The organism is Streptomyces lincolnensis (assembly GCF_021173675.1).
Taxonomy (GTDB): Bacteria; Actinomycetota; Actinomycetes; order Streptomycetales; family Streptomycetaceae; genus Streptomyces; species Streptomyces lincolnensis_B.
The window spans coordinates 388,855-413,210 of the sequence record NZ_JAIHON010000010.1; the positions used below are offsets into that span (position 1 = coordinate 388,855).

The 24,356-nt window shown below is 69.9% G+C and carries 21 protein-coding genes; 11 read left to right on the forward strand and 10 right to left on the reverse strand.

Going from position 1 to position 24,356, the window contains the following annotated elements:
* Nucleotides 1-73: 73 nt before the first annotated feature.
* From K4B79_RS30795 to K4B79_RS30830, 8 genes are all read left to right on the forward strand, one after another.
* Nucleotides 74-1,093 (forward strand): zinc-dependent alcohol dehydrogenase, encoded by a 1,020-nt coding sequence (locus K4B79_RS30795; protein WP_232030484.1) that lies wholly within the window; start codon nucleotides 74-76, stop codon nucleotides 1,091-1,093.
* Nucleotides 1,090-1,851, forward strand: a complete 762-nt coding sequence (locus K4B79_RS30800; RefSeq protein WP_232030485.1) for an SDR family oxidoreductase — start codon at nucleotides 1,090-1,092, stop codon at nucleotides 1,849-1,851. Before K4B79_RS30795 ends, K4B79_RS30800 begins: the two co-directional genes overlap by 4 nt.
* A gap of 220 nt (nucleotides 1,852-2,071) precedes the next feature.
* Nucleotides 2,072-3,442 carry an ABC transporter substrate-binding protein gene (locus K4B79_RS30805; RefSeq protein ID WP_232030487.1) on the forward strand — a complete coding sequence of 457 codons (1,371 nt, stop codon included), beginning with the start codon at nucleotides 2,072-2,074 and terminating at the stop codon, nucleotides 3,440-3,442.
* A gap of 1 nt (nucleotide 3,443) precedes the next feature.
* Nucleotides 3,444-4,397 (forward strand): carbohydrate ABC transporter permease, encoded by a 954-nt coding sequence (locus K4B79_RS30810; protein ID WP_232030489.1) that lies wholly within the window; start codon nucleotides 3,444-3,446, stop codon nucleotides 4,395-4,397.
* A 2-nt stretch (nucleotides 4,398-4,399) separates the two neighbouring features.
* The gene (locus K4B79_RS30815) at nucleotides 4,400-5,302 is read left to right on the forward strand and encodes a carbohydrate ABC transporter permease (RefSeq protein WP_232030491.1); all 903 of its coding nucleotides are present in this window, start codon (nucleotides 4,400-4,402) and stop codon (nucleotides 5,300-5,302) included.
* A 31-nt stretch (nucleotides 5,303-5,333) separates the two neighbouring features.
* Nucleotides 5,334-6,515: a mandelate racemase/muconate lactonizing enzyme family protein gene (locus K4B79_RS30820; RefSeq protein ID WP_232030493.1), complete on the forward strand. Its 1,182-nt coding sequence runs from the start codon at nucleotides 5,334-5,336 to the stop codon at nucleotides 6,513-6,515.
* Entirely contained in the window at nucleotides 6,512-6,850 is a 339-nt protein-coding gene (locus tag K4B79_RS30825; RefSeq protein WP_232030495.1) for an L-rhamnose mutarotase, read from the forward strand. Before K4B79_RS30820 ends, K4B79_RS30825 begins: the two co-directional genes overlap by 4 nt.
* Complete coding sequence (locus K4B79_RS30830; protein WP_232030496.1) at nucleotides 6,847-7,683, forward strand: amidohydrolase family protein; 837 nt, start codon at nucleotides 6,847-6,849, stop codon at nucleotides 7,681-7,683. The genes K4B79_RS30825 and K4B79_RS30830 overlap by 4 nt, the downstream gene beginning before the upstream one ends.
* Here the strand turns inward: K4B79_RS30830 and K4B79_RS30835 are convergent.
* Nucleotides 7,668-8,378, reverse strand: coding sequence for a FadR/GntR family transcriptional regulator (locus K4B79_RS30835; RefSeq protein ID WP_232030498.1), 711 nt, complete (start codon nucleotides 8,376-8,378; stop codon nucleotides 7,668-7,670). The two genes, K4B79_RS30830 and K4B79_RS30835, sit on opposite strands and share 16 nt — an antisense overlap.
* Before the next feature lie 250 nt (nucleotides 8,379-8,628).
* On the opposite strand from K4B79_RS30835, the gene K4B79_RS30840 reads away from it, so the two are divergent.
* Entirely contained in the window at nucleotides 8,629-9,486 is an 858-nt protein-coding gene (locus K4B79_RS30840) for a MerR family transcriptional regulator (protein WP_232030500.1), read from the forward strand.
* Nucleotides 9,487-9,503: 17 nt separating this feature from the next.
* Here K4B79_RS30840 and K4B79_RS30845 read toward each other — a convergent pair whose 3' ends face one another.
* The 7 genes from K4B79_RS30845 to rhaI all read right to left on the reverse strand — a co-directional run bounded on the left by K4B79_RS30845 (nucleotide 9,504) and on the right by rhaI (nucleotide 18,681).
* Nucleotides 9,504-10,658 carry a betaine/proline/choline family ABC transporter ATP-binding protein gene (locus K4B79_RS30845; RefSeq protein WP_232030502.1) on the reverse strand — a complete coding sequence of 385 codons (1,155 nt, stop codon included), beginning with the start codon at nucleotides 10,656-10,658 and terminating at the stop codon, nucleotides 9,504-9,506.
* A 311-nt stretch (nucleotides 10,659-10,969) separates the two neighbouring features.
* The gene (locus K4B79_RS30850) at nucleotides 10,970-11,614 is read right to left on the reverse strand and encodes a LutC/YkgG family protein (RefSeq protein ID WP_232030504.1); all 645 of its coding nucleotides are present in this window, start codon (nucleotides 11,612-11,614) and stop codon (nucleotides 10,970-10,972) included.
* Nucleotides 11,611-13,089, reverse strand: coding sequence for a LutB/LldF family L-lactate oxidation iron-sulfur protein (locus tag K4B79_RS30855; protein WP_232030506.1), 1,479 nt, complete (start codon nucleotides 13,087-13,089; stop codon nucleotides 11,611-11,613). Before K4B79_RS30855 ends, K4B79_RS30850 begins: the two co-directional genes overlap by 4 nt.
* Complete coding sequence (locus K4B79_RS30860; RefSeq protein ID WP_232030508.1) at nucleotides 13,086-13,841, reverse strand: (Fe-S)-binding protein; 756 nt, start codon at nucleotides 13,839-13,841, stop codon at nucleotides 13,086-13,088. The genes K4B79_RS30855 and K4B79_RS30860 overlap by 4 nt, the downstream gene beginning before the upstream one ends.
* Nucleotides 13,842-13,913: 72 nt before the next feature.
* On the reverse strand, nucleotides 13,914-15,362 hold the full coding sequence (locus K4B79_RS30865) for a rhamnulokinase (RefSeq protein ID WP_232030510.1): 1,449 nt from the start codon (nucleotides 15,360-15,362) through the stop codon (nucleotides 13,914-13,916).
* Entirely contained in the window at nucleotides 15,359-17,398 is a 2,040-nt protein-coding gene (locus K4B79_RS30870; RefSeq protein WP_232030512.1) for a bifunctional aldolase/short-chain dehydrogenase, read from the reverse strand. The genes K4B79_RS30865 and K4B79_RS30870 overlap by 4 nt, the downstream gene beginning before the upstream one ends.
* A 122-nt stretch (nucleotides 17,399-17,520) precedes the next feature.
* The gene (rhaI, locus tag K4B79_RS30875; RefSeq protein ID WP_232030513.1) at nucleotides 17,521-18,681 is read right to left on the reverse strand and encodes an L-rhamnose isomerase; all 1,161 of its coding nucleotides are present in this window, start codon (nucleotides 18,679-18,681) and stop codon (nucleotides 17,521-17,523) included.
* Between the two features lie 312 nt (nucleotides 18,682-18,993).
* Between rhaI and K4B79_RS30880 the strand changes: the two genes are divergently transcribed.
* The gene (locus K4B79_RS30880; protein ID WP_232030514.1) at nucleotides 18,994-20,298 is read left to right on the forward strand and encodes an MFS transporter; all 1,305 of its coding nucleotides are present in this window, start codon (nucleotides 18,994-18,996) and stop codon (nucleotides 20,296-20,298) included.
* Between the two features lie 40 nt (nucleotides 20,299-20,338).
* A complete protein-coding gene (locus K4B79_RS30885) occupies nucleotides 20,339-22,984 on the forward strand; it encodes a glycoside hydrolase family 78 protein (RefSeq protein WP_232030515.1) in 2,646 nt (881 codons plus the stop codon).
* An 85-nt stretch (nucleotides 22,985-23,069) separates the two neighbouring features.
* Here the strand turns inward: K4B79_RS30885 and K4B79_RS30890 are convergent, their stop codons facing one another.
* Nucleotides 23,070-23,456 (reverse strand): hypothetical protein, encoded by a 387-nt coding sequence (locus tag K4B79_RS30890; RefSeq protein ID WP_232030516.1) that lies wholly within the window; start codon nucleotides 23,454-23,456, stop codon nucleotides 23,070-23,072.
* 89 nt (nucleotides 23,457-23,545) lie between these two features.
* A partial coding sequence (locus K4B79_RS30895) for a rhamnose isomerase (RefSeq protein ID WP_232030517.1) occupies nucleotides 23,546-24,356 on the reverse strand: 811 nt, incomplete at its 5' end.

The window sequence follows — 24,356 nt, forward strand, 5'->3', positions numbered from 1 at the left end:
ATGTTTCCTGTTGGGCTGCGCCGCCCCTGTGGGCCGGCGCAGCCCGCGGCATGGCGAAGAGGAGCCGATCCGTATGTTGGCGGCAAGCTATGTGGGCGCCCGCACGATGACCGTCGAGGAACAGCAACCGGCTGAACCCGGAGCGGGGGAGGTCAGAATCGCCGTCGCCTACGTCGGGATCTGCGGCACGGACCTCCATGTCTTCCACGGGGACATGGACGGCCGGGTCAGCACGCCGGCCACGATCGGACACGAGATGTCGGGCACGATCGTCGCCCTCGGCGCCGGCGTGGAGGGCTGGGCGGTGGGTGATGCGGTCACCGTCATGCCGCTGGCTTGGGACGGCACCTGCCCGGCCTGCCGCGCGGGACACGAGCACATCTGCCAGCACCTGGATTTCATAGGCATCGACAGCCCGGGAGCTCTTCAGGAGTACTGGAACGTACCGGCGCCGACGCTCGTCCGGCTGCCTCCGGGGATCTCGCTGAGAGATGCCGCGCTCGTGGAGCCCGTCGCGGTGGCCGTTCACGACGTACGGCGGTCCGAACTCGCCGCGGGCGACAAGGCCGTCGTCATCGGTGCGGGCCCGATCGGCGTTCTGATCGCCGTCGTCGCCGCCGCCTTCGGTGCCGAGGTCGTGATCGCCGAGATCGACCCGAACCGGCGGGCCGCCGCCGAGGGGATGGGGCTGACGACGATGGATCCCTCGTCGGTCGACCAGGTCGCCTGGGTGGAGGAATGGACGGGCGGCGCCGGAGCGGACGTCGTGTTCGAGGTCTCCGGTTCCGCCGCCGCCGTACTCGGCGCCACCGGCCTGGCGAAGGTCCGCGGCACGCTCGTGGTGGTGGCCATCCACTCGCAACCGAGGCCCATCGACCTGCACCGCGTGTTCTGGCGGGAGTTGAGGCTGCTCGGCGCCCGGGTCTACCGACGCCACGACTTCGAGCGCGCCGTCGAGCTCCTGGCCGATGGCGCCATCCCGGCCGAGCAACTCATCACGGGCATCGTGCTCCTGAGGGAGGTCGAATCGGCCTTCGGCCTCCTCGAGACCGGGCAGGCCATGAAGCTGCTCGTCGAGGTGAGCGCGTCATGAACCCCTTCGACCTGACCGGGCGCCTCGCCGTCGTGACGGGGGCCAAGCGGGGAATCGGATGTGCCGTCGCCGAGGCCATGGCCGCCGCCGGCGCCGACATCGTCGCAGTGTCCGCCGCCCTTGATCCGGCCTCGTCGGCGATCGGCGACCGCGTGCGCGAGCTCGGCCGGGAGTTCTCGGGGCACCGCGTCGACTTCGCGGACCGGAGCCAGGTGACCCGGTTCGCCGAGGAACTCGCCGCAGCCGAGCGCCCGGTGGACATCCTCGTCAACAACGCCGGGACCATCCGCCGCGCTCCGGCGGCCGAGCATCCCCTGGAATGGTTCGACGAAGTCCTCGAGGTCGACCTCACGAGCGCCTTCGTGCTCAGCCAGGTTCTGGGCCGACGGATGCTGGAGGCGGGGCACGGGCGCATCGTCTTCACCGCCTCCCTGCTCTCGTTCCAGGGCGGGATCAATGTGCCGGGCTATGCGGCGGCCAAGTCCGGCGTGGCGGGTCTGGTTCGGGCGCTGTCGAACGAATGGGCCGGACACGGAGTGACCGTCAACGGCATCGCCCCGGGATACATCGCGACCGACAACACCCAAGCGCTTCAGGACGACCCCGACCGGTCCCGCGCGATCCTGGAGCGGATCCCGGCAGGACGATGGGGAGCGCCGGAAGACGTCGCAGGCGCTGCCGTGTTCTTGGCGTCGGACGCCGCGCGGTACGTCTCCGGGGCGATCCTGCCGGTCGACGGCGGCTGGCTCGGTCGATAGAGCCTCGGTCGGCACAGCACCGTGCCCGCCGCGGGCCACAGCACCGAAGAGCAGGCTCCCGGCGCGAAAGCCATCGACGGTCCGTCCCCTCCTCGAGATCGTAATGATCACGTCTACTCCTCAAGGTGGCAGGCGTCCGTCTCGTGACAAACATAATACGTATGCTCTAAAGTCCCTGGCGCGGAGTCGTCAATGAAGTCGACTAGACAAAGGACATCTCATGGTCGGAATCCCCACCGGGGTGCGTTCACGCCGCAGGGCGTCGATCGTTGCCGCGATGTGCGCCGCAACGGCACTCGTCGCCCTCGCTGGCTGCAGCAGCGAAGGCAGCGTGGCGAACGGGGCGTACGGCTTCCCTCAAGCCGAACAGGAGTCATCCTCGACGATCACGGTCTGGGTGGACGCGGACCGGCAGGCTGCCGCGAAGGCGTTCCAGGCGGCGAACCCGGACACCAAGATCAAGGTCGTCACCTACGACGGGGCGGCGAACGGGTCCAACTCCTTCCGGACGAAGATGCAGCTCTTCGACCGCGCCGGCAATGGCTGGCCCGACGTCGTCTTCTCCAGCCAGAACAACGACGCGGCATGGGCCGGCCAGAAGAACGGCGGCAAGCAGGCGTTCGCTGCCGTGCTGGACAAGGGCCTGGTCCCGAAGGAGACGCTGAACAATTTCACCAAGGGCTCGCTCGACCCGTGCACGGTGGACGGCCGCGTGTACTGCCTGCGCAACGACCTCGCTCAGGCGGTGCTCTGGTACGACAAGCCCCTGCTGGAGCGGTTCGGCTACGCCCTGCCGACCACGTGGGAGGAGTACCAGGCGCTCGGGGAGAAGGTCGCCAAGGAGCACCCCGGCTACATCATCGGCACGGCCGGGGACGCGTGGACGCCCGAGGTGTACATGTGGGCGAGCAAGTGCCAGGCCAATGACGTGACCGGTCCCAAGTCCGTGACCGTGAAGACCGATTCGGCCGAGTGCGAGCGGGCCGCCTCGATGCTGGACACGCTGCGTGACAACAAGACCGTGCCCGTGGTCAGCGTGTTCACCCCCGAGTTCTTGAAGAAGTACTCCGGCAAGGTGCTGATGATGCCGGGTCCGGCGTGGTACGCCGGCGCGATCTTCCACAACCCCGAGTCGCTCGACACACCGGCCGGACAGCTCGGCGTCGCCGCACCGTTGGCGTGGAACGGCGAGAGCGCCGCGGTGACCGGGAACGTGGGTGGCGGTACCTGGTTCATCTCCAGCCATTCGAAGAACCTGAAGGCTGCCGAGAAGTTCGTACAGTTCGTCACCACGGCCGACGAGTACCAGGTGAACGCCGCACCGGGATACCCGGCGTACGCCCCCGCGGCGGAGAAGTGGATCGCCAAGCAGGAGGCGAGCAAGTACTACGCCACCTCACTCAAGCCGGTGGAGGCCGCGGCGTCGCAGGTCTGGTCCGGTTGGGGTTACCCCACCTTCAGCCAGGAGGCGATCTGGGCGAAGACGATGACCCCGGGGATCACCGGCGGCAAGTCGATCGTGGACCTGCTCCCGACGTGGCGGACGGCGATCGAGAACCAGGCCAAGGTCAACGGATACGTGGTGAAGTGAGATGACCCTCGCTCCCTCGAGTGACCAACTGACCGTCGGCCCTTCACAGGGTCGGCGGTCACGCCGGGGCGGCGGCAAGCGGGCCGGCAGCGCCTTCGCCCGCAGCCCGATCAGCTATGTCTTCGTCTCGCCCTACGCGTTGCTCACCATCGTCTTCGGGATCATTCCCTCCCTCTACGCGGTAGTACTCGCCTTCACCGACGCCGACGGTGGATTCGTGGGCTTCGACAACTTCACCAAGGTCATCGACGACTTCCGGTTCTGGCCGGCTGTGTTCCACGTGACGATCTATCTCGTCATCTGGCTCCTCGGGCTGGTGGTCTTCGTCGTCGGCCTGGCCCTCATGGTGCACGCCATCGGAGTCCGGTGGGTGAGCGCGACCCTGCGCTTCGTCTACTACCTGCCCGGCGCGCTCGCGGGCGCGTCCAGTGTCCTGCTGTGGCTGTTCGTCCTCGATCCGACGGCCAGCCCGGTCAGTGGTCTGCTGAGCGCGATGGGGTTCCACAGCTTCGTACAGGTGATCCAACCGGGCAACCTGCCGGCCATCTTCGCCATCATCGCGTTCTGGACCGGAGCTGGCGGGTGGATCATCATCATGTACGGCGCCCTCAACAACATCAGCACCGAGGTGATCGAGGCCGCCCGCATCGACGGTGCGAACGCCGTCCAGATCGCGTTGCGCATCCAGCTTCCGATGCTGCGCAAGTGGGTCGCGTACATGGGCGTCATGTCGCTCGCGGCCGGCACCCAGCTGTTCGTCGAGCCACAGCTGCTCAGCCAGGCCAGCAACGCGGTGGTGCCCAACGACTACTCGCTCAACCAACTGGCTTACCAGTACGCGTTCCAGCAGAACGACTTCAACGGCGCGGCCGCCATCTCGTTGCTCCTGCTGGTCGTCGCGCTCCTGTTGTCCTGGGTGTTCGTGACCCGCGGCGGCCTCTTCGAGAAGGAATGACCATGGCAGTACTCTCCACCGAACGCCGTCGGTCGAGTCTGAGCGGCTGGAGCGGGCGCTCCATCATCGGCGTCCTGCTCGTCGTCTTCATCCTGCTCTTCGCCGTCCCGATCGTCTGGCTGCTCCTCGCGGTCACCAAGTCCTCGAAGGCGCTCGTCGTCGACCACCCGTTCTCTCCCGGGTCCTGGTCGGCCCTCGTCGCCAACTGGCATCAGCTGTTCGACTTCCAAGACGGTGCCGTGACGACATGGATCGGGAACTCCGCGCTGTACGCGATCGGCGCTCTGGTGATCACGCTCGTCGTGAGCATCCCCGCCGGCTACGCACTCGCGCTCACGGAGTTCAAGCTCCGGCAGGCGCTGCTCGTCCTGACACTCGTCGTCATGCTGATCCCGAGCACCGCACTGGTGCTGCCCATCTTTCTGGAGCTGAACAGTGTCGGTCTGATCGGCAGTCCGCTGTCGGTGATCCTGCCGATGTCGTTCTTCCCGTTCGGCGTCTATCTCACCTACATCTACTTCTCGACGAGCATCCCGCGCGACATCCTCGCCGCCGCGCGTATCGACGGCTGCAGCGGACTCCAGGTGTTCACCCGGGTCGCCCTTCCGCTGGCCGCCCCGATCGTCGCGCTGGTGGCGTTCTTCAGCTTCGTGCAGAACTGGAACAACTTCTTCCTGCCGTTCGTGATGCTCCCCTCCAGCGACGGCTATCCGATCCAGGTCGGGCTGACCTCGCTGCTGGCCTCGACCCCGGCCTTCAATCCCAGTTCCGCGGGATCCGACTCCGTTCAGCTGCCCACCTTGGCGCTGGGGACGATCGTGTCGATCCTGCCCGTTTTGATCGTGTTTCTCTTCTCCCAGCGATTCCTGGTCGCGGGCATGACAGCTGGAGGAACCAAGGAATGACCGCGAGCGTACGCAAGGAGAGCCACGGCCGATGAAGATCACCGGGTACCGCAGCCTGAACACCGTCCATGACTGGGGCAGGATCACCGGCGACGTCAACGGCGTCCAGCCCGGTAACGCGACACCGATCCCCGTCCTCATCATCGAGACCGACACCGGCATCGAGGGGGTCGGCCTCGGGTCCCACGCCGACATCGCGCGGGTCTTCCCCGCGATCGAGGGCGACGACCCGCGGTCGGTCGTGGCGCTCTACGACCGGATGCTCGCCTGGGTGTTCAAGGCCGGTCACTCAGGATCCACCTTCGGCACCATCGGGGCCGTCGACATGGCGCTGTGGGACATCAAGGCCAAGGTCGCCGAGGAACCGCTCTGGCGCACACTCGGCGCCCGCTCGCGCTTCGTGCCCGGGTACGCGTCCGGTCTCGAGTACGGCCTCACCGACGAAGAACTCGCCGATCTCTACGGCCGGTTCGCGGACCGCGGGTTCAAGGCCGGCAAGCTCAAGGGCGGCCGTGACCTCGACCGTGACCTGCCTCGGCTGGAGATCATGCGCGAGGTTCTCAGCCGCAACTCCCGGCGACCGGCCATCATGTTCGACGCCAACGAGTCGTGGAACCACGCCCAGGCCGCCCGCTTCGTCGCGGCCATCGAGCAGCGCATGGACCTCACCTGGGTGGAGGAACCGCTGCGCCGATGGGATGCGGCAGGAATGGCCGCGCTGCGCGGGAAGGTACGCGCGGCGATCGCGAGCGGCGAGAACCTGACCGGTCTGGAGCAGTACCGCCCCCTGCTGGACGCCAACGCGGTCGACATCGTGCAGGTCGGCAACGTGTGGGGGATCACCCATTTCCTCCGTGTCGCGACGCTCGCGCACGCTCACGATCTTCCGGTGAGCCCCGTCGCCTACAACGCGAACCCGGTCGCACACGCGGCCGCCGCGGTGCCGAACCTTCTGACCTGCGAAGTGCAGGATCTTCTCTTTCCCGTCGGTCTCGATGTGGACCAGCAGATCGACGACGGAGGCATCGTCCTCGGAGACCGCCCAGGGCTCGGGATCGTCGTCGACGAATCCCGGATGTCACCGGCCGACACCGCGACACCTCGGCCCGCGGCGACCGGACCGCACATCCGGCCCGAACGCGCCGCCCTGCGGCTGGTGGCCGAGCCGGACCTGATGGACGCCCCGCTGTACCCCGGAGGCCGGCCCTCATGACCCGTCGACCTGAACGCAGGGCCTTCGTCGTGGGTGTACGGCCCGAGAAGCGCGAGGAGTACCTGGCACTCCACCGGGCCGTCTGGCCGAGCGTCGAGCGCAAGCTCACCGAGTGCAACGTACGCAACTACAGCATCTTCGTATTCGGCGACATCCTGTTCGCCTACTACGAGTACGTCGGCGAGGACCACGAGGCCGACATGCGACGGATCGCCGACGACCCGGCCTCGCGGGAATGGTGGACGCACACCGACCCGTGTCAGGTGAGGATCGCCGAGGAGCGGGTTCCGCACGCCCTGTGGCAGCCTGTCGACGAAGTCTGGCACCTCGCATGAGTGCTGCCATCGACGCCCATGTGCACCTGTGGAACCGGGCCGTGGACCCGCAGGACTGGATCGACGCGGAGACCATGGCCCCGATCGCCCGCGACTTCGGCGCCGCCGATCTGAGCGAGATGCTCGCCTCGAACGGACTCGACCGTGCCGTGGTCGTGCAGTCGAGCAACAGCCTCGAAGAGAGCGTCCGGCTCGCCCGGTTGGACTCGCCCGTCATCGCCGGTCTCGTCGCCTGGGTCGACCTGGAGGCGGAGGTGGAACCTCAGCTCGACCAGATCCGCGAGCACGCCGCGGTTCCCGTCGTCGGGGTGCGGCATCTGGTGCACATCGACCCGGACCCGGAGTGGTTGCTGCGCGAGAAGGTCGGCGCGGGCCTCGCCGTGCTCGAGCGCGAGGGCCTCCGCTTCGACCTCGTCGTGCGTGACTGGCAGCTTCCTCAGGCGACCCGGCTGGCCGCGCGCCACGGCGGACTGCGCTTCGTGCTGGATCACCTGGGCGGTCCGCCCGGGCCCGGGCAGGACACAAGCGGCTGGGAGTCGTGGCTGCGGGAACTCGCGCGGCGACCGAACGTCGTCGCGAAGGTCTCGGGGCTCACCTCGGGCCTCGCCCCCGGATCATGGCGTGCGGCCGATCTCGCCGCCCCGGTGACGATTGCCCTGGAGGCCTTCGGTCCCGAGCGTCTTCTCTACGGCTCCGACTGGCCGTTGGCCGAACTCGGCGGGGGAGTGGCGCCCTGGAAGTCCGCGGTGGGAGCCCTGCTCGACGGGCTGTCCACCGCGGAACGCGCGCGTGTCTTCGGCGGCAACGCCGCCGACGTCTACTCGCTCGCCTGATCGCGCGCCCGAGGCGCGTGGTCGGGCAGGCGACGACGCTCCCACGAGATGTGGATGTGATCGTGCATGGCCTTCTGGGCCGCGGCGACGTCCTGACGTGAGATGGCGTCGACGATCGCCGCGTGTTCCTTCAGCGTGAGGTCGAACGCGTCGGGCGTGTCGATGCCCTGGTAGCGACTGGAGTCCACGGCCCGCTTGTACAGGTGCTTGGCGATGTTCTCCGCCAGCCGGTTGCCGGAGATCTCCATGAGGGCGTAGTGGAACACCACGTCCGCCTGCCGGAAGGAGTCCGTCTCGCCCGCACTTTCGCGCATGGTGGTGAGGGCGTTCTCCAGCCTCCTCAAACCGTCTGCGCTGCGAGTCCCGGCGACCGCGCCCGCCATCGCCGATTCGAGGCTCGCCCGCACGACCGTCAGCTCGTCGAGGACGCCGAGCGTCTCGTCGTTGTCGATCAACGCGGACAGCACCACCGGATCGAGCATGTTCCAGTAGCCCGGCGCCCGCACCTGGGTGCCGCGGCCCTGGGAGACGACCACCAGGCCCTTCTCCTCCAGCCGCTTCACCGACTCACGCAGCACCGTGCGGCTCACGCCGAAGTGCTCGCTCAGCGGGCCCTCGGGAGGCAGCAGCTCGCCTTCCTTCAACTGGCCCGTCACGATGAGGTCGACGAGTTCGGAAACGACAGCAACGCCCAAACGTCCGGCCGGTAGACGTCGTGGGAACAGACGGGCTGAGGGCTGCGATTCCGCTGGCATACGTCATACCTTATCGCTCGATCAATCGACGGCTGAAGAGGTCCCAGGTCCGCGACAGGTCGTCGACGACGGTCGCGAGCCGGCAGTCCGGCAAGAAGCGCGGGGCGCGCCCACGGCAGTGGGGTTTGCATGTGCCGTAGCGGCATGTGGTCCAGTGGACGGCGCGTACGACATTGAGAGGTCCCCTCGCATGCCCCTTCCTCCGATTCCGCGCCGGGTCAAGATCGGCGATGCCGCCGCGTTCGCCGGCACCACGCCCCGCGCCATCCGCCACTACCACGCCATCGGGCTTCTCGCCGAGCCGGACCGCGGCAGTGATGACCGCCGCCGCTACGGATACGACGACATGATGCGCCTGCTGTGGATCCGCAAGATGGCTGACGCGGGTATCTCTCTGGACGACATTCGGACCGGCTTCGATGGCACCGCCGGTATCGAGCAGTCCCTGGCCCAGCTGGAGGAAACCCTTGCCTCCAAGGCGGCCGCCATCGAAGCCCAGCGGACCGCCGTGCACCGCTTCCGCGAGGCGGGCAGCCGCCTGGGCCTGCTGTCACCGCTGGTCGGCGGCCGCCTGCGTGATCTGCCGCCCGGAGCCCTGCGCTCGACCGATCTCGATACCCTCCTGGTCACGGAGCGCATCTTCGGCCCGGTGGGCGCCGCCGTCCAGGCCGACCGGTTCATCGTCCTGGCCACCCACCCCGAACTGAGGGCCGAGGAGGACCGCCTGGCCGAAGCCGAGTCGGCCCTGGACGACACCGTGTGCCCCGACGATCCCCGCATCGAAGACCTGGCCGCCCGGCGGTGTGCTCATGAGAACGCCCTGGCGGCCGCCATCGACAGATCCGGCCTGGACGAGGCCCTCGAAGACCTCCTGGACCAGCACGACGAGCACGCCGGCCAGGAAGAATCCGAGGCGACGATGAGCACACTGGAGGCCATCGGCAAGATGCCGTACGACTTCTCCCCGGCCCGTGTCCGGTACGAGGAACGCGTCATCGAACTGCTCCATCCGGCCGATCAGGTGCCCCCGGCGGCCGGTGGCCACTGAGCGGGGATCCTGGAGTCTCAGGCATCCGACACCGAGTCGAACCGCACCTGCGCCCGCAACACGCCCCGCGCGTCCGCGTCGACCGACCTGCGCAGGGCCTCGTGCAGTTTCGCGGGTGTCAGGACGCCCAGGAAGCGGGCCCCGTCCAGCACGGCGACCCAGCCGGCGTCGTGTTGGAGCATCACTCCGAACGCCTGTTTAAGGGGAGCGCCCACCGGCACCCAGGCGTTCATCCGGTGGGCGAGAGCGCCGACCGAACCGCCCGTGTCGAGGTCGTCGATGCCCACCCAGCCGTGCAGGTCGCCGCCCGCGTCCAGGACCACCGCCCAGCGCGCCCCCTCGGCCCGCAGCCGGTCGGCGGCCCGTTCGGCGGGCTCGTCCAGCCGGGCGACCGGCGGCTGCTGGAGGTCGTCCGGCTCGATCCGGGTGACGGACAGCCGCTTCAGCCCCCGGTCGGCGCCGACGAACTCGGCGACATAGGGGGTCGCCGGCGTTCCCAGCACCGCGCCCGGTGTGTCGAACTGCTCGATCCGCCCCTGCCCGTACACGGCGATACGGTCGCCGAGCCGGACGGCCTCCTCGATGTCATGGGTGACCAGCAGCACCGTCTTGCGCACGGCGGCCTGCATCCGCAGGAACTCGTCCTGCAACTGCTCGCGCACCACCGGGTCGACGGCGCCGAACGGCTCGTCCATCAGCAGCACCGGCGGGTCGGCGGCCAACGCCCGTGCCACGCCGACCCGTTGGCGCTGCCCGCCGGACAACTGCTCGGGGTAGCGCGGCCCGTAGGTATTCGGGTCCAGGCCCACCAGATCGAGCAACTCCGCCGCCCGGGCCCGCGCCTTCGCCTTCTTCCAGCCGACGAGCGAGGGCACGGTCGCCGTGTTGTCGAGGATCGTGCGGTGCGGAAAGAGCCCCACCTGCTGGATCACGTACCCGATCCGCCGCCGCAGCCGCACCGGGTCGACCGCGGCGATGTCCTCGCCGCCCACCAGGATCCGCCCCGAGGTCGGCTCGATCAGCCGGTTCACCATCATCATGGTCGTCGTCTTGCCGCAGCCGGACGGCCCCACGAGCGTGACGAGCTCGCCCTCGGCCACCTCGAAACTGAGCTCGTCCACGGCCGTCGTACCGTCCGGATACCGCTTGCCGACCTGTTCGAACCGGATCATGCCCTCACGCTAACGGCGCGTGCCCCGGGCCGCTCACCGGCCGCGTCTCCCCGGGGGCCGCACTCACTCGGGGAGTGGTCCCCCCCTCGCGCAACGCCCCCTGCTCCCGGGCGCGCGTGAGGAGGCTCTCGCAGTGCCCGCCGATCTCCTCGCGACCGGCTCGTCGTCCTGAACGTCGGCACCCCCGGACTGCCCCTGGGCCGCATCCACTGGGACGACCTCCACCTGCCGCAGCCGCTGCGCCCTGCGCCTGCAGCACCTGACCCGGGACCTGGTCGACAGGGCCGTGGCGCACTCCTCCTGACCACGGCTCAGGCCGTCACCAGCACCACTTCCAGGGTGCGCGGACCGTGCACCCCCTCCACCCGGTCGAGCTCGATGTCGCTGGTCGCGGACGGACCGGAGATCCAGGTGAGCGGGCGGGTCGGGGACAGCCGTTCCAGGGCCCGGGGGACGGAGGAGACCACCTGGTCGGGCACGCGCACCACGCAGATGTGATGGTCGGGGACGAGCGTGACGCGGCGGCGGCCCTGGTCGGGGCTGCCGTCCAGGACGAGCGTGCCGGTCTCGGCGACGGCCACCGTGCAGGCCGTGACCACGCTGTCGACCCGGTCCAGCTCGTGCGGGGTGGTCTCCGCCCGGTCCGCGACCCGGTCGGCCTCCACGGCCGCGAGCCACGCGGGATCCAGGCCGGGCGGCGCGAGCACGGTCTTCGAGCCCCGCGCTGCCAGCATCCCGGCGAGGGTCGCCGGGAGGTCGGCGGCCGTGCAGCGGTGCACGATCGCCCGGTAGTCGGCCAGGTTCTCGGCCAGGAGATCCACCGTCTGCTCGACGCTGCGCTCGCCGTGCTCGGTCAGGTAGTCACGCGGAACGGCCTGCTCGTACGGCGTGTCGTCCTGTGGCACGTCGGCCAGCGCGCGCCGCACCCGGCCCAGGATGCGCTCCCTGTCGTTCACTTCGCACCGCCCTTTCCGCCCTGCGTCCGCTGCCACCAGTCACGGAACGGCTCCGCCGGCACCGCCGGCAGATCCCGCGTCCCGCTCCACGCGCTGCCCGGCCCGGGCAGGGTCCGCGGATGCAGGCGCCGGGTCCGCGAGGCGAGCCGCTGGCCGGTGCGCAGCGCGCCCGGGTGCGAGAACGCCCAGCGTGCCGCCCGCATCGCCGCCCGCTCGGCGGCATGCCCCTTCGCCGGCTTGAGGACGACCTTGTTGCCCTCCCGCGTCACCGGCCCACCCTCCACGACCCGCTCCCTGAGGTGCACCAGCACCTCGGGGATGTCGATGGCGACCGGGCACACCTCGTAGCAGGCCCCGCACAGCGACGAGGCGTACGGCAGGGAGGCGTCGATCTCGCTTCCCGTGCCCCGGAGTTGAGGGCTGAGGATGGCGCCGATCGGGCCCGGGTACACCGAGCCGTAGGCGTGCCCGCCGGCCCGCTCGTACACCGGGCAGACGTTCAGACACGCCGAGCAGCGGATGCAGCGCAGGGCCTGGCGGCCGACCTCGTCGGCGAGGGTGTCGGTGCGGCCGTTGTCGAGCAGCACCAGGTGGAAGGTCCGCGGCCCGTCGGAGTCCGTCGTCCCGGTCCACATCGACGTGTACGGGTTCATGCGCTCCGCCGTCGAGGAGCGCGGGAGGGTCTGGAGGAACACCTCCAGGTCCCGCCAGCTCGGCACGATCTTCTCGATGCCGACGACCGAGATCAGCGTCTCGGGCAGGGTCAGGCACATCCGCCCGTTGCCCTCGGACTCCACCACGACCAGCGTGCCGGTCTCGGCGACCATGAAGTTGGCGCCGGAGACACCCACCTTGGCGCGCAGGAACTTCTCCCGCAGGTGGAGACGGGCCGCCTCGGCGAGTTCGGCCGGGGTGTCCGTCAGCCCCTCGGGCGCCGGACGGCCCCACTCGCTCATCTCCCGCTCGAAGATGTCCCGGATCTCGCCCCGGTTGCGGTGGATCGCCGGCACGAGGATGTGCGAGGGCCGGTCCTTGCCCAACTGCACGATCAGCTCGGCGAGATCGGTCTCGTAGGCGCGGATGCCCTCGGCTTCGAGGGCCTCGTTGAGTCCGATCTCCTGCGTGGCCATCGACTTGACCTTGACGACCTCCGACTCGCCCGTCTCCTTGACGAGTCGGGTGACGATCCGGTTGGCCTCGTCGGCGTCGGCGGCCCAGTGCACGGTGCCGCCCGCCGCCGTCACCGACTCCTCCAACTGCACGAGATAGCGGTCGAGATGACGCAGCGTGTGGTCCTTGATCCGCTTGCCCGCCTCCCGCAGCTGGGCCCAGTCCGACACCTCGGTGACGGCCTTGGCCCGCTTGCCGCGGATGGTGTGCGTGGCGTGCCGCAGATTCCCGCGCAGCGTCTGGTTGTTGACCGCCTCGTGCGCGGCCACCGGGAAGGCCGGCATTCCTACGAACGTCCCGCTCATACGGCCGGTTCCTCCTCCGTGCTCGCCAGGATCTCCGCGATGTGCACCGGTCGCATGCCCGTCCTCAGCCGGGTCATGGTGCCGCCGATGTGCATCAGACACGAGTTGTCCGCCGCGCACAGCACGTCGGCGCCGGTCGACTCGGCGTTGCGCACCTTGTCCGCACCCATCGCCGCCGACACGTCGGCGTTCTTCAGGGCGAAGGTGCCGCCGAAGCCGCAGCACTCGTCGGCACCGGGCAGCTCCCTCAGCTCCAGCTCCCTGACCGCCTGGAGCAGTCGCCGCGGCCGGTCACCGAGCCCCAGCCCGCGCAGCCCGTGACAGGTCGGGTGGTAGGTCACCGTCCGCGGGTAGTACGCCCCGACGTCCGTCACCCCCAGCACGTCCACCAGGAACTCCGTCAGTTCGTACGTCTTCGGCACCACCGGCGCCAGGGTAGCGGCGAGTGTGTCCCCGCGACCCTCCGCCCGGGCCCGCTCACCCATCCGCGGATACAGCTCCCGCACCATCGCCCCGCACGAACCGGACGGCGTCACGATCGCCTCGTAGCCCCCGAAGACATCGGAGAAATGCCGAGCCAGCGGCTCCGCCTCATGCCGGTAACCGGTGTTGTAGTGCGCCTGCCCGCAGCAGGTCTGCGCCATCGGGAAATCGACCTCGACGCCCAGCCTGGTCAGCAGTTTCACCACGGCGCGCCCGGTGTCCGGATAGAGCGTGTCGTTGACGCAGGTCAGGAACAGGGCGACACGCATCGCGGCTCCTAGTGTTCGATCATCGGATGAGTGAAGCGTAATGCGGGGAACACGGCTCCGGGGAGCCCCCCGTCACGCCCCGGCGAGCCGGGCCTGTGCCTCGCGCCACCGGGCGGTGTCGCCCTGCGGCTCGTAGCGCGTGAGCGGCTGGGTACGGGTGAGCAGGCCGCGCATCCCGGTGAGGTCGCCGACGAGCCCGTGGGCCCGGGCCTGGACCAGGACGTTCCCGAGGGCCGCGGCCTCCGTCGGACCCGCGATCACCGGCAGCCCGCAGGCGTCCGCGGTCAGCTGGCACAGCAGGGCGTTGCGGGTGCCGCCGCCGACCACGTGCACGACGTCGACCGGATGCCCGGCCAGTCGCTGCGCGTCCTCCACGGCCCTGCGGTGGGCGAGGGCCAGCGAGTCGAGGATGCAGCGCGTGATCTCGCCGGGCGACACGGGCACCGGCTGCCCCGAGGCACGGCACGCCTCGGCGATCCGCTCCGGCATCCGGCCCGGCGCCAGGAACGCCGCGTCCCCCGCGTCCACCACCGACCGCAGCGCCGGCACCTTGGCCGCGTCCAGCAGCAGCCCGCCCAGATCCGGGTCGCCCCAGGCCCGTACGCACTCCTGGAGCAGCCACAGCCCCATGATGTTGCGCAGATACCGGACCGTGCCGTCCAGCCCCAGCTCGTTGGTGAAGTTGGCGAGCCGGCTCTCCTCCGTCAGCACCGGCGCGTCCAGCTCCAGACCCGCCAGCGACCATGTCCCGGTGCAGATGTAGGCGAACCGCTCGCCCGTGGCCGGCACCGCCGCCACCGCGGACGCCGTGTCGTGCGAACCCACCGCCGTCACCGGCACCGGCCCTCGCAGCCCCGTCTCCTCCAGCACCTCCGCCCGCAACAGCCCCGCCCGGTCACCGGGCTGCCGCAGCGGGGCGAACAGGTCCAGGTCGACACCGAGCCGCGCCGCGATGTCGTACGACCACTCACGCGTCCGGGGATCGATCAGCTGGGTCGTGGATGCGTTGGTCAGCTCGGTGCCCTGCTCGCCCGTGAGCCAGTAGGTGAGCAGGTCGGGCATCAGCAACAACCGCTCGGCATGCGCCAGTTGGGACGAGCCGCGGGCGGCGACCAACTGGTACAGGGTGTTGAACGGCGCGTACTGCAACCCGGTCGCCGCATACAGCTCCGGCGCCGGCACGGTCGTCCACACCTTCTCCGCGACGCCCTCGGTACGGCCGTCCCGGTAGTGCACCGGGTTGCCGAGCAGGGCCCCCTCGGCGTCCAGCAGGCCGTAGTCCACGGCCCAGCTGTCGATCCCGACGGAATCCACCTGCCCCGCCGCCCGCAGCCCGTCCAGGACACCCCCGTACAGCCCGAGCACGTCCCAGCGCAGTCCCTCGGGCACCCGGACCGGCCGGTTGGGGAAGCGGTGCGCCTCGGTCAGCTCCAGACTGTCGGGGCCGACGCGGCCGACCATGACCCGCCCGCTGGACGCGCCGAGGTCGACCGCGGCGTACGCCTTCACGCCCGCGCTCATCGCAGGAAGGCGGCCGCGACGCCGGCGTCGACCGGGACGTGCAGCCCGGTGGTGTGCGTCAACTCCCCGCCGGTCAGCGCGAACACGGCGTTGGCGACATGCTCGGGCAGCACCTCCCGCTTGAGGATGGTCCGCTGCGCGTAGAACTCGCCGAGCTTCTCCTCCTCCACGCCGTACACCGCGGCCCGCTTGGCGCCCCAGCCCCCGGCGAAGATGCCGGACCCGCGCACCACACCGTCGGGGTTGATCCCGTTGACCCGGATGCCGTGCTCACCCAACTCGGCGGCCAGCAACCGGACCTGGTGCGCCTGGTCGGCCTTGGTCGCCGAGTACGCGATGTTGTTGGGCCCGGCGAACACGGCGTTCTTCGAGGCGATGTAGACGATGTCCCCGCCCAGCCCCTGCGCGATCATCGCCCGCGCGGCCTCCCGCGACACCAGGAAGGAACCCCGGGCCATGATGTCGTGCTGGAGGTCCCAGTCCTTCGCCGAGGTCTCCAGGAGCGGCTTGGAGATGGAGATACCGGCGTTGTTGACCACCAGGTCCACCCCGCCGAACGCCAGCACCGCCGCCTTGAACGCCTCGGCGATCTGCTCCTCGGAGGTGACGTCCACGGTCACGGCGACGGCCTTGTCCGACCCACCGAGCTCCTCGGCCACCGCGGCCGCGTTCTCCGCGTTGAGATCGGCGACCACGACACACGCGCCCTCGGAAACGAGCCGCTGCGCGATCGCCTTGCCGATCCCACTGCCCGCACCCGTCACCAGCGCCACCCGGGTCGCCAGCGGCTTCGGCTTCGGCATCCGCTGGAGCTTGGCCTCCTCAAGGGCCCAGTACTCGATACGGAACTTCTCCGACTCCTCGATCGGCGCGTACGTCGACACCGCCTCCGCCCCGCGCATCACGTTGATGGCGTTGACGTAGAACTCGCCCGCCACCCGCGCGGTCTGCTTGTCCTTGCCGAAGGAGAACATGCCCACGCCCGGGATCAGCACGATCGCCGGATCGGCACCCCGCATCGCGGGGGAGTCCGGCTCGGCGTGCCGCTGGTAGTAGGCCGCGTACTCGTCGCGGTACTCCGCGTGCAGCTCCTTCAGCCGGGCGATAGCCTCCTCCAGTGGAGCGGACGGCGGCAGATCGAGCACGAGCGGCCTGACCTTCGTCCGCAGGAAGTGGTCGGGGCAGGAGGTCCCCAGCGCGGCGAGCCGCGGGTGCTCGGCACGGGCCAGGAACTCCAGCACCGGCGCGGAGTCGTTGAAGTGCCCCACCTGGGCCCTGTCCTGCGAGGCGATCGCCCGCACATACGGCGCGAGCGCCGCGGCCCGCTCCCGACGCTCGCCCTCGGCCGGCGCCTCGTACCCCTCGATCACGGGCCCGAAGGGCTCGTCCCTGCCCCGCTCCGCCAGGAACGCCTCGGCGGTCCGGATGATGTGCAGCGAGTTCCGCTCGCACTCCTCGGACGTGTCACCCCAGGCCGTGATCCCGTGCCCGCCGAGCACACACCCGATGGCCTGCGGGTTGTCCTTCTTCACCGCAGCGATGTCCAGCCCCAGCTGGAACCCGGGCCGCCGCCACGGCACCCACACCACCGTGTCCCCGAAACACTCGGCCGTCAGCTTCTCCCCGTCCGCCGCACACGCCAGCGCGATCCCGGAGTCCGGATGCAGATGGTCGACGTGGGCCGCCTCCACCAGCCCGTGCATGGCGGTGTCGATGGACGGCGCCGCACCGCCCTTGCCGTGCAGGCAGTAGTCGAACGCGGCGACCATCTCGTCCTCGCGCTCCACCCCCGGATACACATCGACCAACGCCCGCATCCGGTCCAGCCGCAGCACGGCCAGCCCGGCCTCCGTCAGGGTCCCGAGGTCACCACCGGACCCCTTCACCCACATCAGCTCCACATCACCACCGGTGACGGGATCCGTGTCGGTCCCCTTCGCGGACGTGTTCCCGCCCGCGTAGTTGGTGTTCCGCGGATCAGCACCGAGCCCACGGGAACGCGCCAGCAGAGCAGCGGCTTCGGGATGGCTTGCCATGATTTCCAGTCCTTCTCAAAATTGGGCAACGACAGCGCGCCCCTTCAGGGGCGCGGGGAACTGCGCGACCAGCCACACACAAACCCGCAGCCGGCAACGACGATCACACGGCAGACGAGTAGCTACGCCCCCCAGCCGGCCTGCTGACCACCGACCCGCTCTTCCACGATCTTCTCGGCCCAGCCGGAGCGCCGGTAGGCGGCGATGGGATCGGGATCCAGCCCCTGCTCCTCCCGCAGCGAGGCCAGCAAGGGGCGTACGTCGGTGTTGTAGGCATCCATGATCACGGCGTTGGCGTCGAGCACATCACCGGACCGCTGAGCCTCGGCCAGCGCTTCCCGGTCGACCAGCAGCGCCTTGGCCGTGGCTTCCTGGACGTTCATGACGGAGCGGATGATGGCGGGGATCTTGGCTTCGATGTTGTGGCACTGGTCGAGCATGAAGGCCACGTCCGGCCCGAAGCCGCCACCCCGCACGACTTCGTACATGATCCGGAACAGCTGGAAGGGATCCGCGGCGCCGACCATGAGGTCGTCGTCGGCGTAGAAGCGGGAGTTGAAGTCGAACCCGCCGAGCTTCTGTTCCCGGAGCAGGGTGGCGACGATGAATTCGATGTTGGTGCCCGGTGCGTGGTGCCCGGTGTCGACCACGACCTGCGCCTTCTCCCCGAGCTTGAGACAGTGCGCATACGCGGTGCCCCAGTCCGGCACATCCGTCGAGTAGAACGCGGGCTCGAAGAACTTGTACTCCAGCAGCATCCGCTGCCCGTCCCCGAGCCGCTCGTACACCTCGGCCAGTCCCTCGGCGAGCCGGTCCTGCCGCTCGCGGATGTCGTCCTGCCCGGGATAGTTCGTCCCGTCGGCGAACCACAGCTTCAGATCGCTGGATCCGGTGGCGTCCATGATGTCGACGCACTCCAGCAGATGGTCGACGGCCTTGCGCCGCACCGCCGCTTCGGGATGACAGATGCTCCCCAGCTTGTAGTCGTCGTCCTGGAACGTGTTGGAGTTGATCGCCCCCAGAGCAACTCCCAGCCCCCGGGCGAACTCGGCGAGCTTGCCGTAGTCCTCGACCTTGTCCCAGGGAATGTGCAGCGCCACGGTCGGGGCCACGCCGGTGAACTCGTGCACTTTCGCCGCGTCGGCCAGTTTCTCCCAGGGATCGCGGGGGACACCCGCCTGGGCGAACACCTTGAACCGCGTGCCCGAGTTCCCGTACGCCCACGACGGCGTCTCGATCCTCTGGGTCGCGAGTGCTGCCTTGACGGCGGACGGGTCTGGCATGACCACCCCTGAAATGTCGCAGGCCACGGCGTTGCCGCGGGGGCGGGGCGCCGGTGCCGGTTGAACAGGCCGAATCGTGAAGGTGAAGCGTTCTTTGAATCGTTTCAGGGAACGTATCCGCATCCCTGGAAGCGCGTCAAGACGCCGTCGCGAAACGAATCGAATCTCCTGCACGACCCCTTGACTGAGTCCCGGGTGACCCTCACGATGCCGTGAAACGTTTCACGCGGATCGTCGTGAATGACACGTGTCACCACGGTGGTCATTCCACGACTCGCCGATCGTCCCCTTCCCCTCTCGAAAGGCCGCCTGATGAGCAACGACGCCATCGTCAGCGGATTCCCCGAGCAGCCCCGAGTGACCCGCGCCCAGTGGCGCCTGGCCGTCCTCTCCGGCATGGCCTCCTACCTGGACTCCGGCATCATCGTCTCCTCCGGTGTGGCGCTGGGCCTGTGGCAGGACCGTTTCCACCTGTCGTCCTGGGGCCTGGGCGCGCTGAGCGCGGCCCTCACCTTCTCGATCGCCGTCGGTTCCCTGATCGGCGGCCGCCTCGCCGACCGCTTCGGCCGCAGGCGGGTGTACGGGATCGACATCCTGGTCTACGCCGTCGGCGCGGCCATCCTGGTCCTCGCGCCCAACAGCACGTTCCTCTTCGCCGGAATGATCATCGGCGGTCTCGCCGCCGGCGCGGACCTGCCGACCTCGCTCGCCATGGTCTCCGAGCACTCCCCGCGCTCGGTCCGCGGCCGTCTCATCGGTGCGACTCAGACCATGTGGGTCGCCGGCATCGCGGTCGCCATCCTCGTCGGCTTCGCCACCTCCACGCTCGGCTACCTCTCGGCGCAGATCCTCTTCGCCCACCTCGCCGTCGTGGCGGTGGTCAGCTGGGTGCTGCGCAACCGCATGCGGCTGTCCCCGGTGCTGGAGGACGCCGAGCGGGGCGGGGGAGCAGAGGGCATCGACGCCAAGGGGCTACGGCGCCTCACATCGCGACCGATCCTCGTCCCGCTCCTCGCCACCGGCGGCTTCTACCTCGCCTGGAACCTCGCCGCCAACACCATGGGCCAGTACGGCACCTACTTCCTCACCACCGTCAGCGGCGCCTCCCAGACCCTGGCCACCGGTCTGAGCCTGGCCACCCTGCCGCTCGGCCTGGCCTGCTCGCTCGTCTTCGTACGGCTGGCCGACACGCCGTGGCGCGACCGCCTGTTCTACGTCTGCGCCGCCCTCCAGGTCCTCGCCTTCGCCGTGGCCGCCGCGACCGGCGGTGCCGTGATGGCGGCGATGATCTTCTTCCTGCTGCTCTACAACGTCGTCAACCAGTTCGCCGGCGAGGCCAACTACAAGATCTGGTCCCAGGAGGCGTTCCCCGAGGAACTGCGTGCCACCACACAGGGCCTCACCTACGGCGTCAGCCGGACCCTGTGCGGTCTGGCCGGCCTCGCCACGCCGGCGCTGATGCACGCCAGTGGCTCGGCGGTCCTGTGGCTCAGCACGCTGTGCGTCGCCGTCTCCGGCCTCGTCGGTGTCGTGATCGTCCGCCGTATCGCCCCGCAAGGAGCGGGCGTGGCCGTCCGCGACGCCGTCTCCCCACCCCGGAAGGAAGCCCTGCGTTGAGCCCCGACCGCCTCCCGTCCCCCCACCAGGAAGTGATCGCGTGAACGTCACCGCCCCCGTGCTGGAACACCACCGCGAACCGCTCGGCATCGGTGAGCCCCGGCCGCGCCTGAGCTGGCGTACGGAGACGGACACCCCGGACTGGGCGCAGGAGGCGTACCGGATCGAGGTCACGGACGCCGACGGCACCGTCCTCGTCGACACCGGGCGCGTGGAGAGCGCTGCGTCCGTCCTGGTCGACTGGCCGGGCGAGCCGCTGGGCTCCCGGGCCCGGGTCGGTGTACGCGTCCAGGTGTGGGGCACCGGCGGCGAGGCGTCCGCCTGGTCGCCGGTCACCCACGCGGAGACGGGACTGCTCACCCGTACCGACTGGACCGCGCGCCCCGTCACCCCGGACCGCGAACCCGCCGACGGACCCCTGCCTCCCGCCCTCCTGCGCCGCGACGTCCGCCTCGACAAGCCGGTCGCCTCCGCCCGCCTGTACGTCACCGCGTACGGCGTCTACGAGGCCGAGATCAACGGCACCCGCGTCGGCGACCACGTCCTCGCCCCCGGCTGGACCTCCTACCACCACCGCCTGCGCTACCAGACCTTCGACGTGACCACCCTGCTCACCGAGGGCGACAACACCCTCGGCGCCCTCCTCGGCGAGGGCTGGTACACCGGCCACCTCGGCTTCCACGGCGGCCGCCGCCACGTCTACGGCGACCGGCGCGCCCTCCTCGCCCAGTTGGAGGTCACCCACCCCGACAACACGGTCACCACCGTCGTCACCGACGACGGCTGGCGCACCACGACCGGCCCGCTCCTGCGTTCCGAGCTCTACGACGGCGAGGCCTACGACGCCCGACGGGCCCGGCCCGGCTGGTCCGCCCCCGGCCACGACACCACCGACTGGTCACCCGTCACCGAACTCCCGCCGCCCGACGCCGAGTTGGTGGCACCGACGGGCCCGCCCGTACGCCGCACCCAGACCCTGGCCCCCGTCGACGTGATCACGACGCCCTCCGGCCGGACCGTCCTCGACTTCGGCCAGAACCTGGTGGGCCGCCTGCGTATCCGCGTCTCCGGACCGGCCGGTCACACCCTCACCCTGCGCCACGCCGAGGTTCTCGAACACGGCGAACTCGGGGTACGGCCCCTGCGCCTGGCCCGCGCCACCGACACCTACACACTGAGCGGCCACGGCACCGAGACCTACGAGCCGCACTTCACCTTCCACGGCTTCCGCTACGCCGAGATCGAGAACTGGCCCGGCGACCTCGACCCGACGGCCGTCGAGGCGGTCGTCCTGCACACCGACATGGCCCGCACCGGCTGGTTCGAGTCCTCCCACGACCTGGTGAACCGGCTCCACGAGAACGTCGTCTGGGGCATGCGCGGCAACTTCCTCGACATCCCCACCGACTGCCCGCAACGCGACGAACGCCTCGGCTGGACCGGCGACATCCAGGTCTTCGCCCCCACCGCGTCCTTCCTCCACGACTGCTCCGGCATGCTCACCGGCTGGCTGCGCGACCTCGCCGCCGAACAGCTCGCCCGCCCCGACGGCGTACCGCCGCTCGTCGTCCCCGACATCCTGGGCGACGCCTTCGGCGGCACCCCGCACGCGGTCTGGGCGGACGTGGCCGTCCTGGTGCCCTGGACCCTCTACCGCCGCTTCGGCGACCTGGACGTGCTGCGCACCCAGTACCCGAGCATGCGCGCCTGGATGGAGACCGCCGCCCGGCTGACCGAGGAGGGCGGCGGACTGTGGCGGCAGACCTTCCAGCTCGGCGACTGGCTCGACCCGGCCGCCCCGCCGGACAACCCCGGCGAGGCCCGCACCGACGGTGACCTCGTCGCGAACGCCTACGTCGTCCGCTCGGCCGATGTCCTCGCCGAGACCGCCCTCCTGCTCGGCGAGAAGGACGACGCCACCCGCTACGAGCACCTCGCCCGCTCGGTCCGGGCCGCCTTCGCCGACGAGTTCCTCACCCCGGCCGGCCGGCTGTCCAGCGACGCGCAGACGGCGTACGCCCTGGCCCTGTGCTTCGCGCTGCTGCCCACGGAACGTCAGCGCCGGGGCGCGGGGGAGCGGCTGGCCCGGATCGTGCGCCGGGCGGAGTTCCGTATCGCCACCGGCTTCGCCGGCACACCGCTGATCTGCGACGCGCTCTGCGAGGCGGGCGAGCCGCAACTCGCGTACCGCATGCTCCTGGAAGAGGGCTGCCCGTCCTGGCTCTACCCGGTCACCATGGGCGCCACGACGGTCTGGGAGCGCTGGGACTCCATGCTCCCCGACGGGACGATCAACCCCGGCGAGATGACCTCGTTCAACCACTACGCCCTCGGCGCGGTCGCCGACTGGCTGCACCGCACGGTCGCCGGACTGGAGGCCGCCGAGCCGGGCTGGCGCAGGCTGCGGATCGCCCCCGTGCCCGGCGGCGGCCTGACCCACGCCAAGGCCGCGCACGAGACGCCGTACGGCAGGGCGGAGGCGGGCTGGCACGTCGAGGACGGCACGCTGGTGGTCGACGCCCTGGTGCCGCCGAACACTCGGGCCGACATCCTGCTCCCCGGTGAGACCGACCCCTTCGAGGTCGGCTCGGGCCGGCACACCTTCCGAAGGCCCTACGCCGCCCCCGTCTGGCCGCCGACCGGGATCCGCCACCCCTTCGCGTCACCGGGGGAAGAGGAGGCCTGACGCGAGGAAGAGGAGGCCTGACACACGGCGAGGGGGCCGAGCGGCAATCCGCTCGGCCCCCTCGTTCCGTTTCCCGCGCTGGGCCTCAGTTGGTGATCGTCACACAGGGCAGCCCCACACTCGCGCCCCCACGGAAGCCCTCCGCACAGAGCCGGGTACCCGCCGGGAAGTGCCGCTGCGGGTACGCCTGGTCGCGGTAGGTCCGGAACGCGGCGACGTCCTCCACCTTGGTGTGGGCGCTCCAGCCGTTGGTCGTCCACACGCGTGCGCTGATCCGGTGCGGCTGGTTGGTGTTGGTCACCGACACCTCGACCCGGCCCAGGTAGGTGCCCGTGTCGTAGGTCTCGATACAGACCGAGTGGTTGCACCACTTCCCGGCGGCCGCCGCGGGCGGCCCCACGGCGATGACACAGCCGAGAGCCGCGACCATCGCGGCGAATCCGGAGACGATCTTCTTCATGACCTGGTGCATGGCAGGCGACCTCGTGATCCCGTCGGTAGATTCTCCCGGGACCTCGCGGCCCCAGGCATCCCAACGCCGGGCAAGATCATGAGTTACGGCTATGCCCCCCAGCCGGCCTGCTGACCGCCGACCCGCTCTTCTACGATCTTCTCGGCCCAGCCGGAGCGCCGGTAGGCGGCGATGGGGTCGGGGTCGAGGCCCATCTCCTCGCGCAGCTCGGCGAGCAGGGGTCGTACGTCGGTGTTGTAGGCGTCCATGATCACGGCGTTGGCTTCGAGGACGTCCCCGGTCCTCTGGGCCTCACCGAGGGCTTGCCGGTCGACCAGCAGCGCTTTCGCCGTGGCTTCCTGGACGTTCATCACGGAGCGGATGATGGCGGGGATCTTGGCTTCGATGTTGTGGCACTGGTCGAGCATGAAAGCCACGTCGGGGGTGAAGCCGCCACCTCGCACGACCTCGTACATGATCCGGAACAGCTGGAAGGGATCCGCGGCGCCGACCATGAGGTCGTCGTCGGCGTAGAAGCGGGAGTTGAAGTCGAACCCGCCGAGCTTCTGTTCCCGGAGCAGGGTGGCGACGATGAATTCGATGTTGGTGCCCGGGGCGTGGTGTCCGGTGTCGACCACGACCTGCGCCTTCTCGCCGAGCTTGAGACAGTGCGCGTAGGCGGTGCCCCAGTCCGGCACATCCGTCGAGTAGAAGGCGGGCTCGAAGAACTTGTACTCCAGCAGCATCCGCTGCCCGTCCCCGAGCCGCTCGTACACCTCGGCCAGTCCCTCGGTGAGCCGGTCCTGCCGCTCGCGGATGTCGTCCTGCCCGGGATAGTTCGTCCCGTCGGCGAACCACAGCTTCAGATCGCTGGATCCGGTGGCGTCCATGATGTCGACGCACTCCAGCAGATGGTCGACG

What these genes read in the sequence shown, in the direction of transcription:
- K4B79_RS30840 (WP_232030500.1), top strand. Translation starts at nt 8,629, where the DNA reads ATGCCCCTTCCTCCGATTCCGCGCCGGGTCAAGATCGGCGATGCCGCC.
- K4B79_RS30805 (WP_232030487.1), top strand. Translation starts at nt 2,072, where the DNA reads ATGGTCGGAATCCCCACCGGGGTGCGTTCACGCCGCAGGGCGTCGATC.
- K4B79_RS30795 (WP_232030484.1), top strand. Translation starts at nt 74, where the DNA reads ATGTTGGCGGCAAGCTATGTGGGCGCCCGCACGATGACCGTCGAGGAA.
- K4B79_RS30810 (WP_232030489.1), top strand. Translation starts at nt 3,444, where the DNA reads ATGACCCTCGCTCCCTCGAGTGACCAACTGACCGTCGGCCCTTCACAG.
- K4B79_RS30865 (WP_232030510.1), bottom strand. Translation starts at nt 15,362, where the DNA reads ATGAGCGCGGGCGTGAAGGCGTACGCCGCGGTCGACCTCGGCGCGTCC.
- K4B79_RS30845 (WP_232030502.1), bottom strand. Translation starts at nt 10,658, where the DNA reads ATGATCCGGTTCGAACAGGTCGGCAAGCGGTATCCGGACGGTACGACG.
- K4B79_RS30830 (WP_232030496.1), top strand. Translation starts at nt 6,847, where the DNA reads ATGAGTGCTGCCATCGACGCCCATGTGCACCTGTGGAACCGGGCCGTG.
- K4B79_RS30890 (WP_232030516.1), bottom strand. Translation starts at nt 23,456, where the DNA reads ATGCACCAGGTCATGAAGAAGATCGTCTCCGGATTCGCCGCGATGGTC.
- K4B79_RS30820 (WP_232030493.1), top strand. Translation starts at nt 5,334, where the DNA reads ATGAAGATCACCGGGTACCGCAGCCTGAACACCGTCCATGACTGGGGC.
- K4B79_RS30815 (WP_232030491.1), top strand. Translation starts at nt 4,400, where the DNA reads ATGGCAGTACTCTCCACCGAACGCCGTCGGTCGAGTCTGAGCGGCTGG.
- K4B79_RS30880 (WP_232030514.1), top strand. Translation starts at nt 18,994, where the DNA reads ATGAGCAACGACGCCATCGTCAGCGGATTCCCCGAGCAGCCCCGAGTG.
- K4B79_RS30870 (WP_232030512.1), bottom strand. Translation starts at nt 17,398, where the DNA reads ATGGCAAGCCATCCCGAAGCCGCTGCTCTGCTGGCGCGTTCCCGTGGG.
- K4B79_RS30800 (WP_232030485.1), top strand. Translation starts at nt 1,090, where the DNA reads ATGAACCCCTTCGACCTGACCGGGCGCCTCGCCGTCGTGACGGGGGCC.
- K4B79_RS30825 (WP_232030495.1), top strand. Translation starts at nt 6,512, where the DNA reads ATGACCCGTCGACCTGAACGCAGGGCCTTCGTCGTGGGTGTACGGCCC.
- K4B79_RS30855 (WP_232030506.1), bottom strand. Translation starts at nt 13,089, where the DNA reads ATGAGCGGGACGTTCGTAGGAATGCCGGCCTTCCCGGTGGCCGCGCAC.
- K4B79_RS30860 (WP_232030508.1), bottom strand. Translation starts at nt 13,841, where the DNA reads ATGCGTGTCGCCCTGTTCCTGACCTGCGTCAACGACACGCTCTATCCG.
- rhaI (WP_232030513.1), bottom strand. Translation starts at nt 18,681, where the DNA reads ATGCCAGACCCGTCCGCCGTCAAGGCAGCACTCGCGACCCAGAGGATC.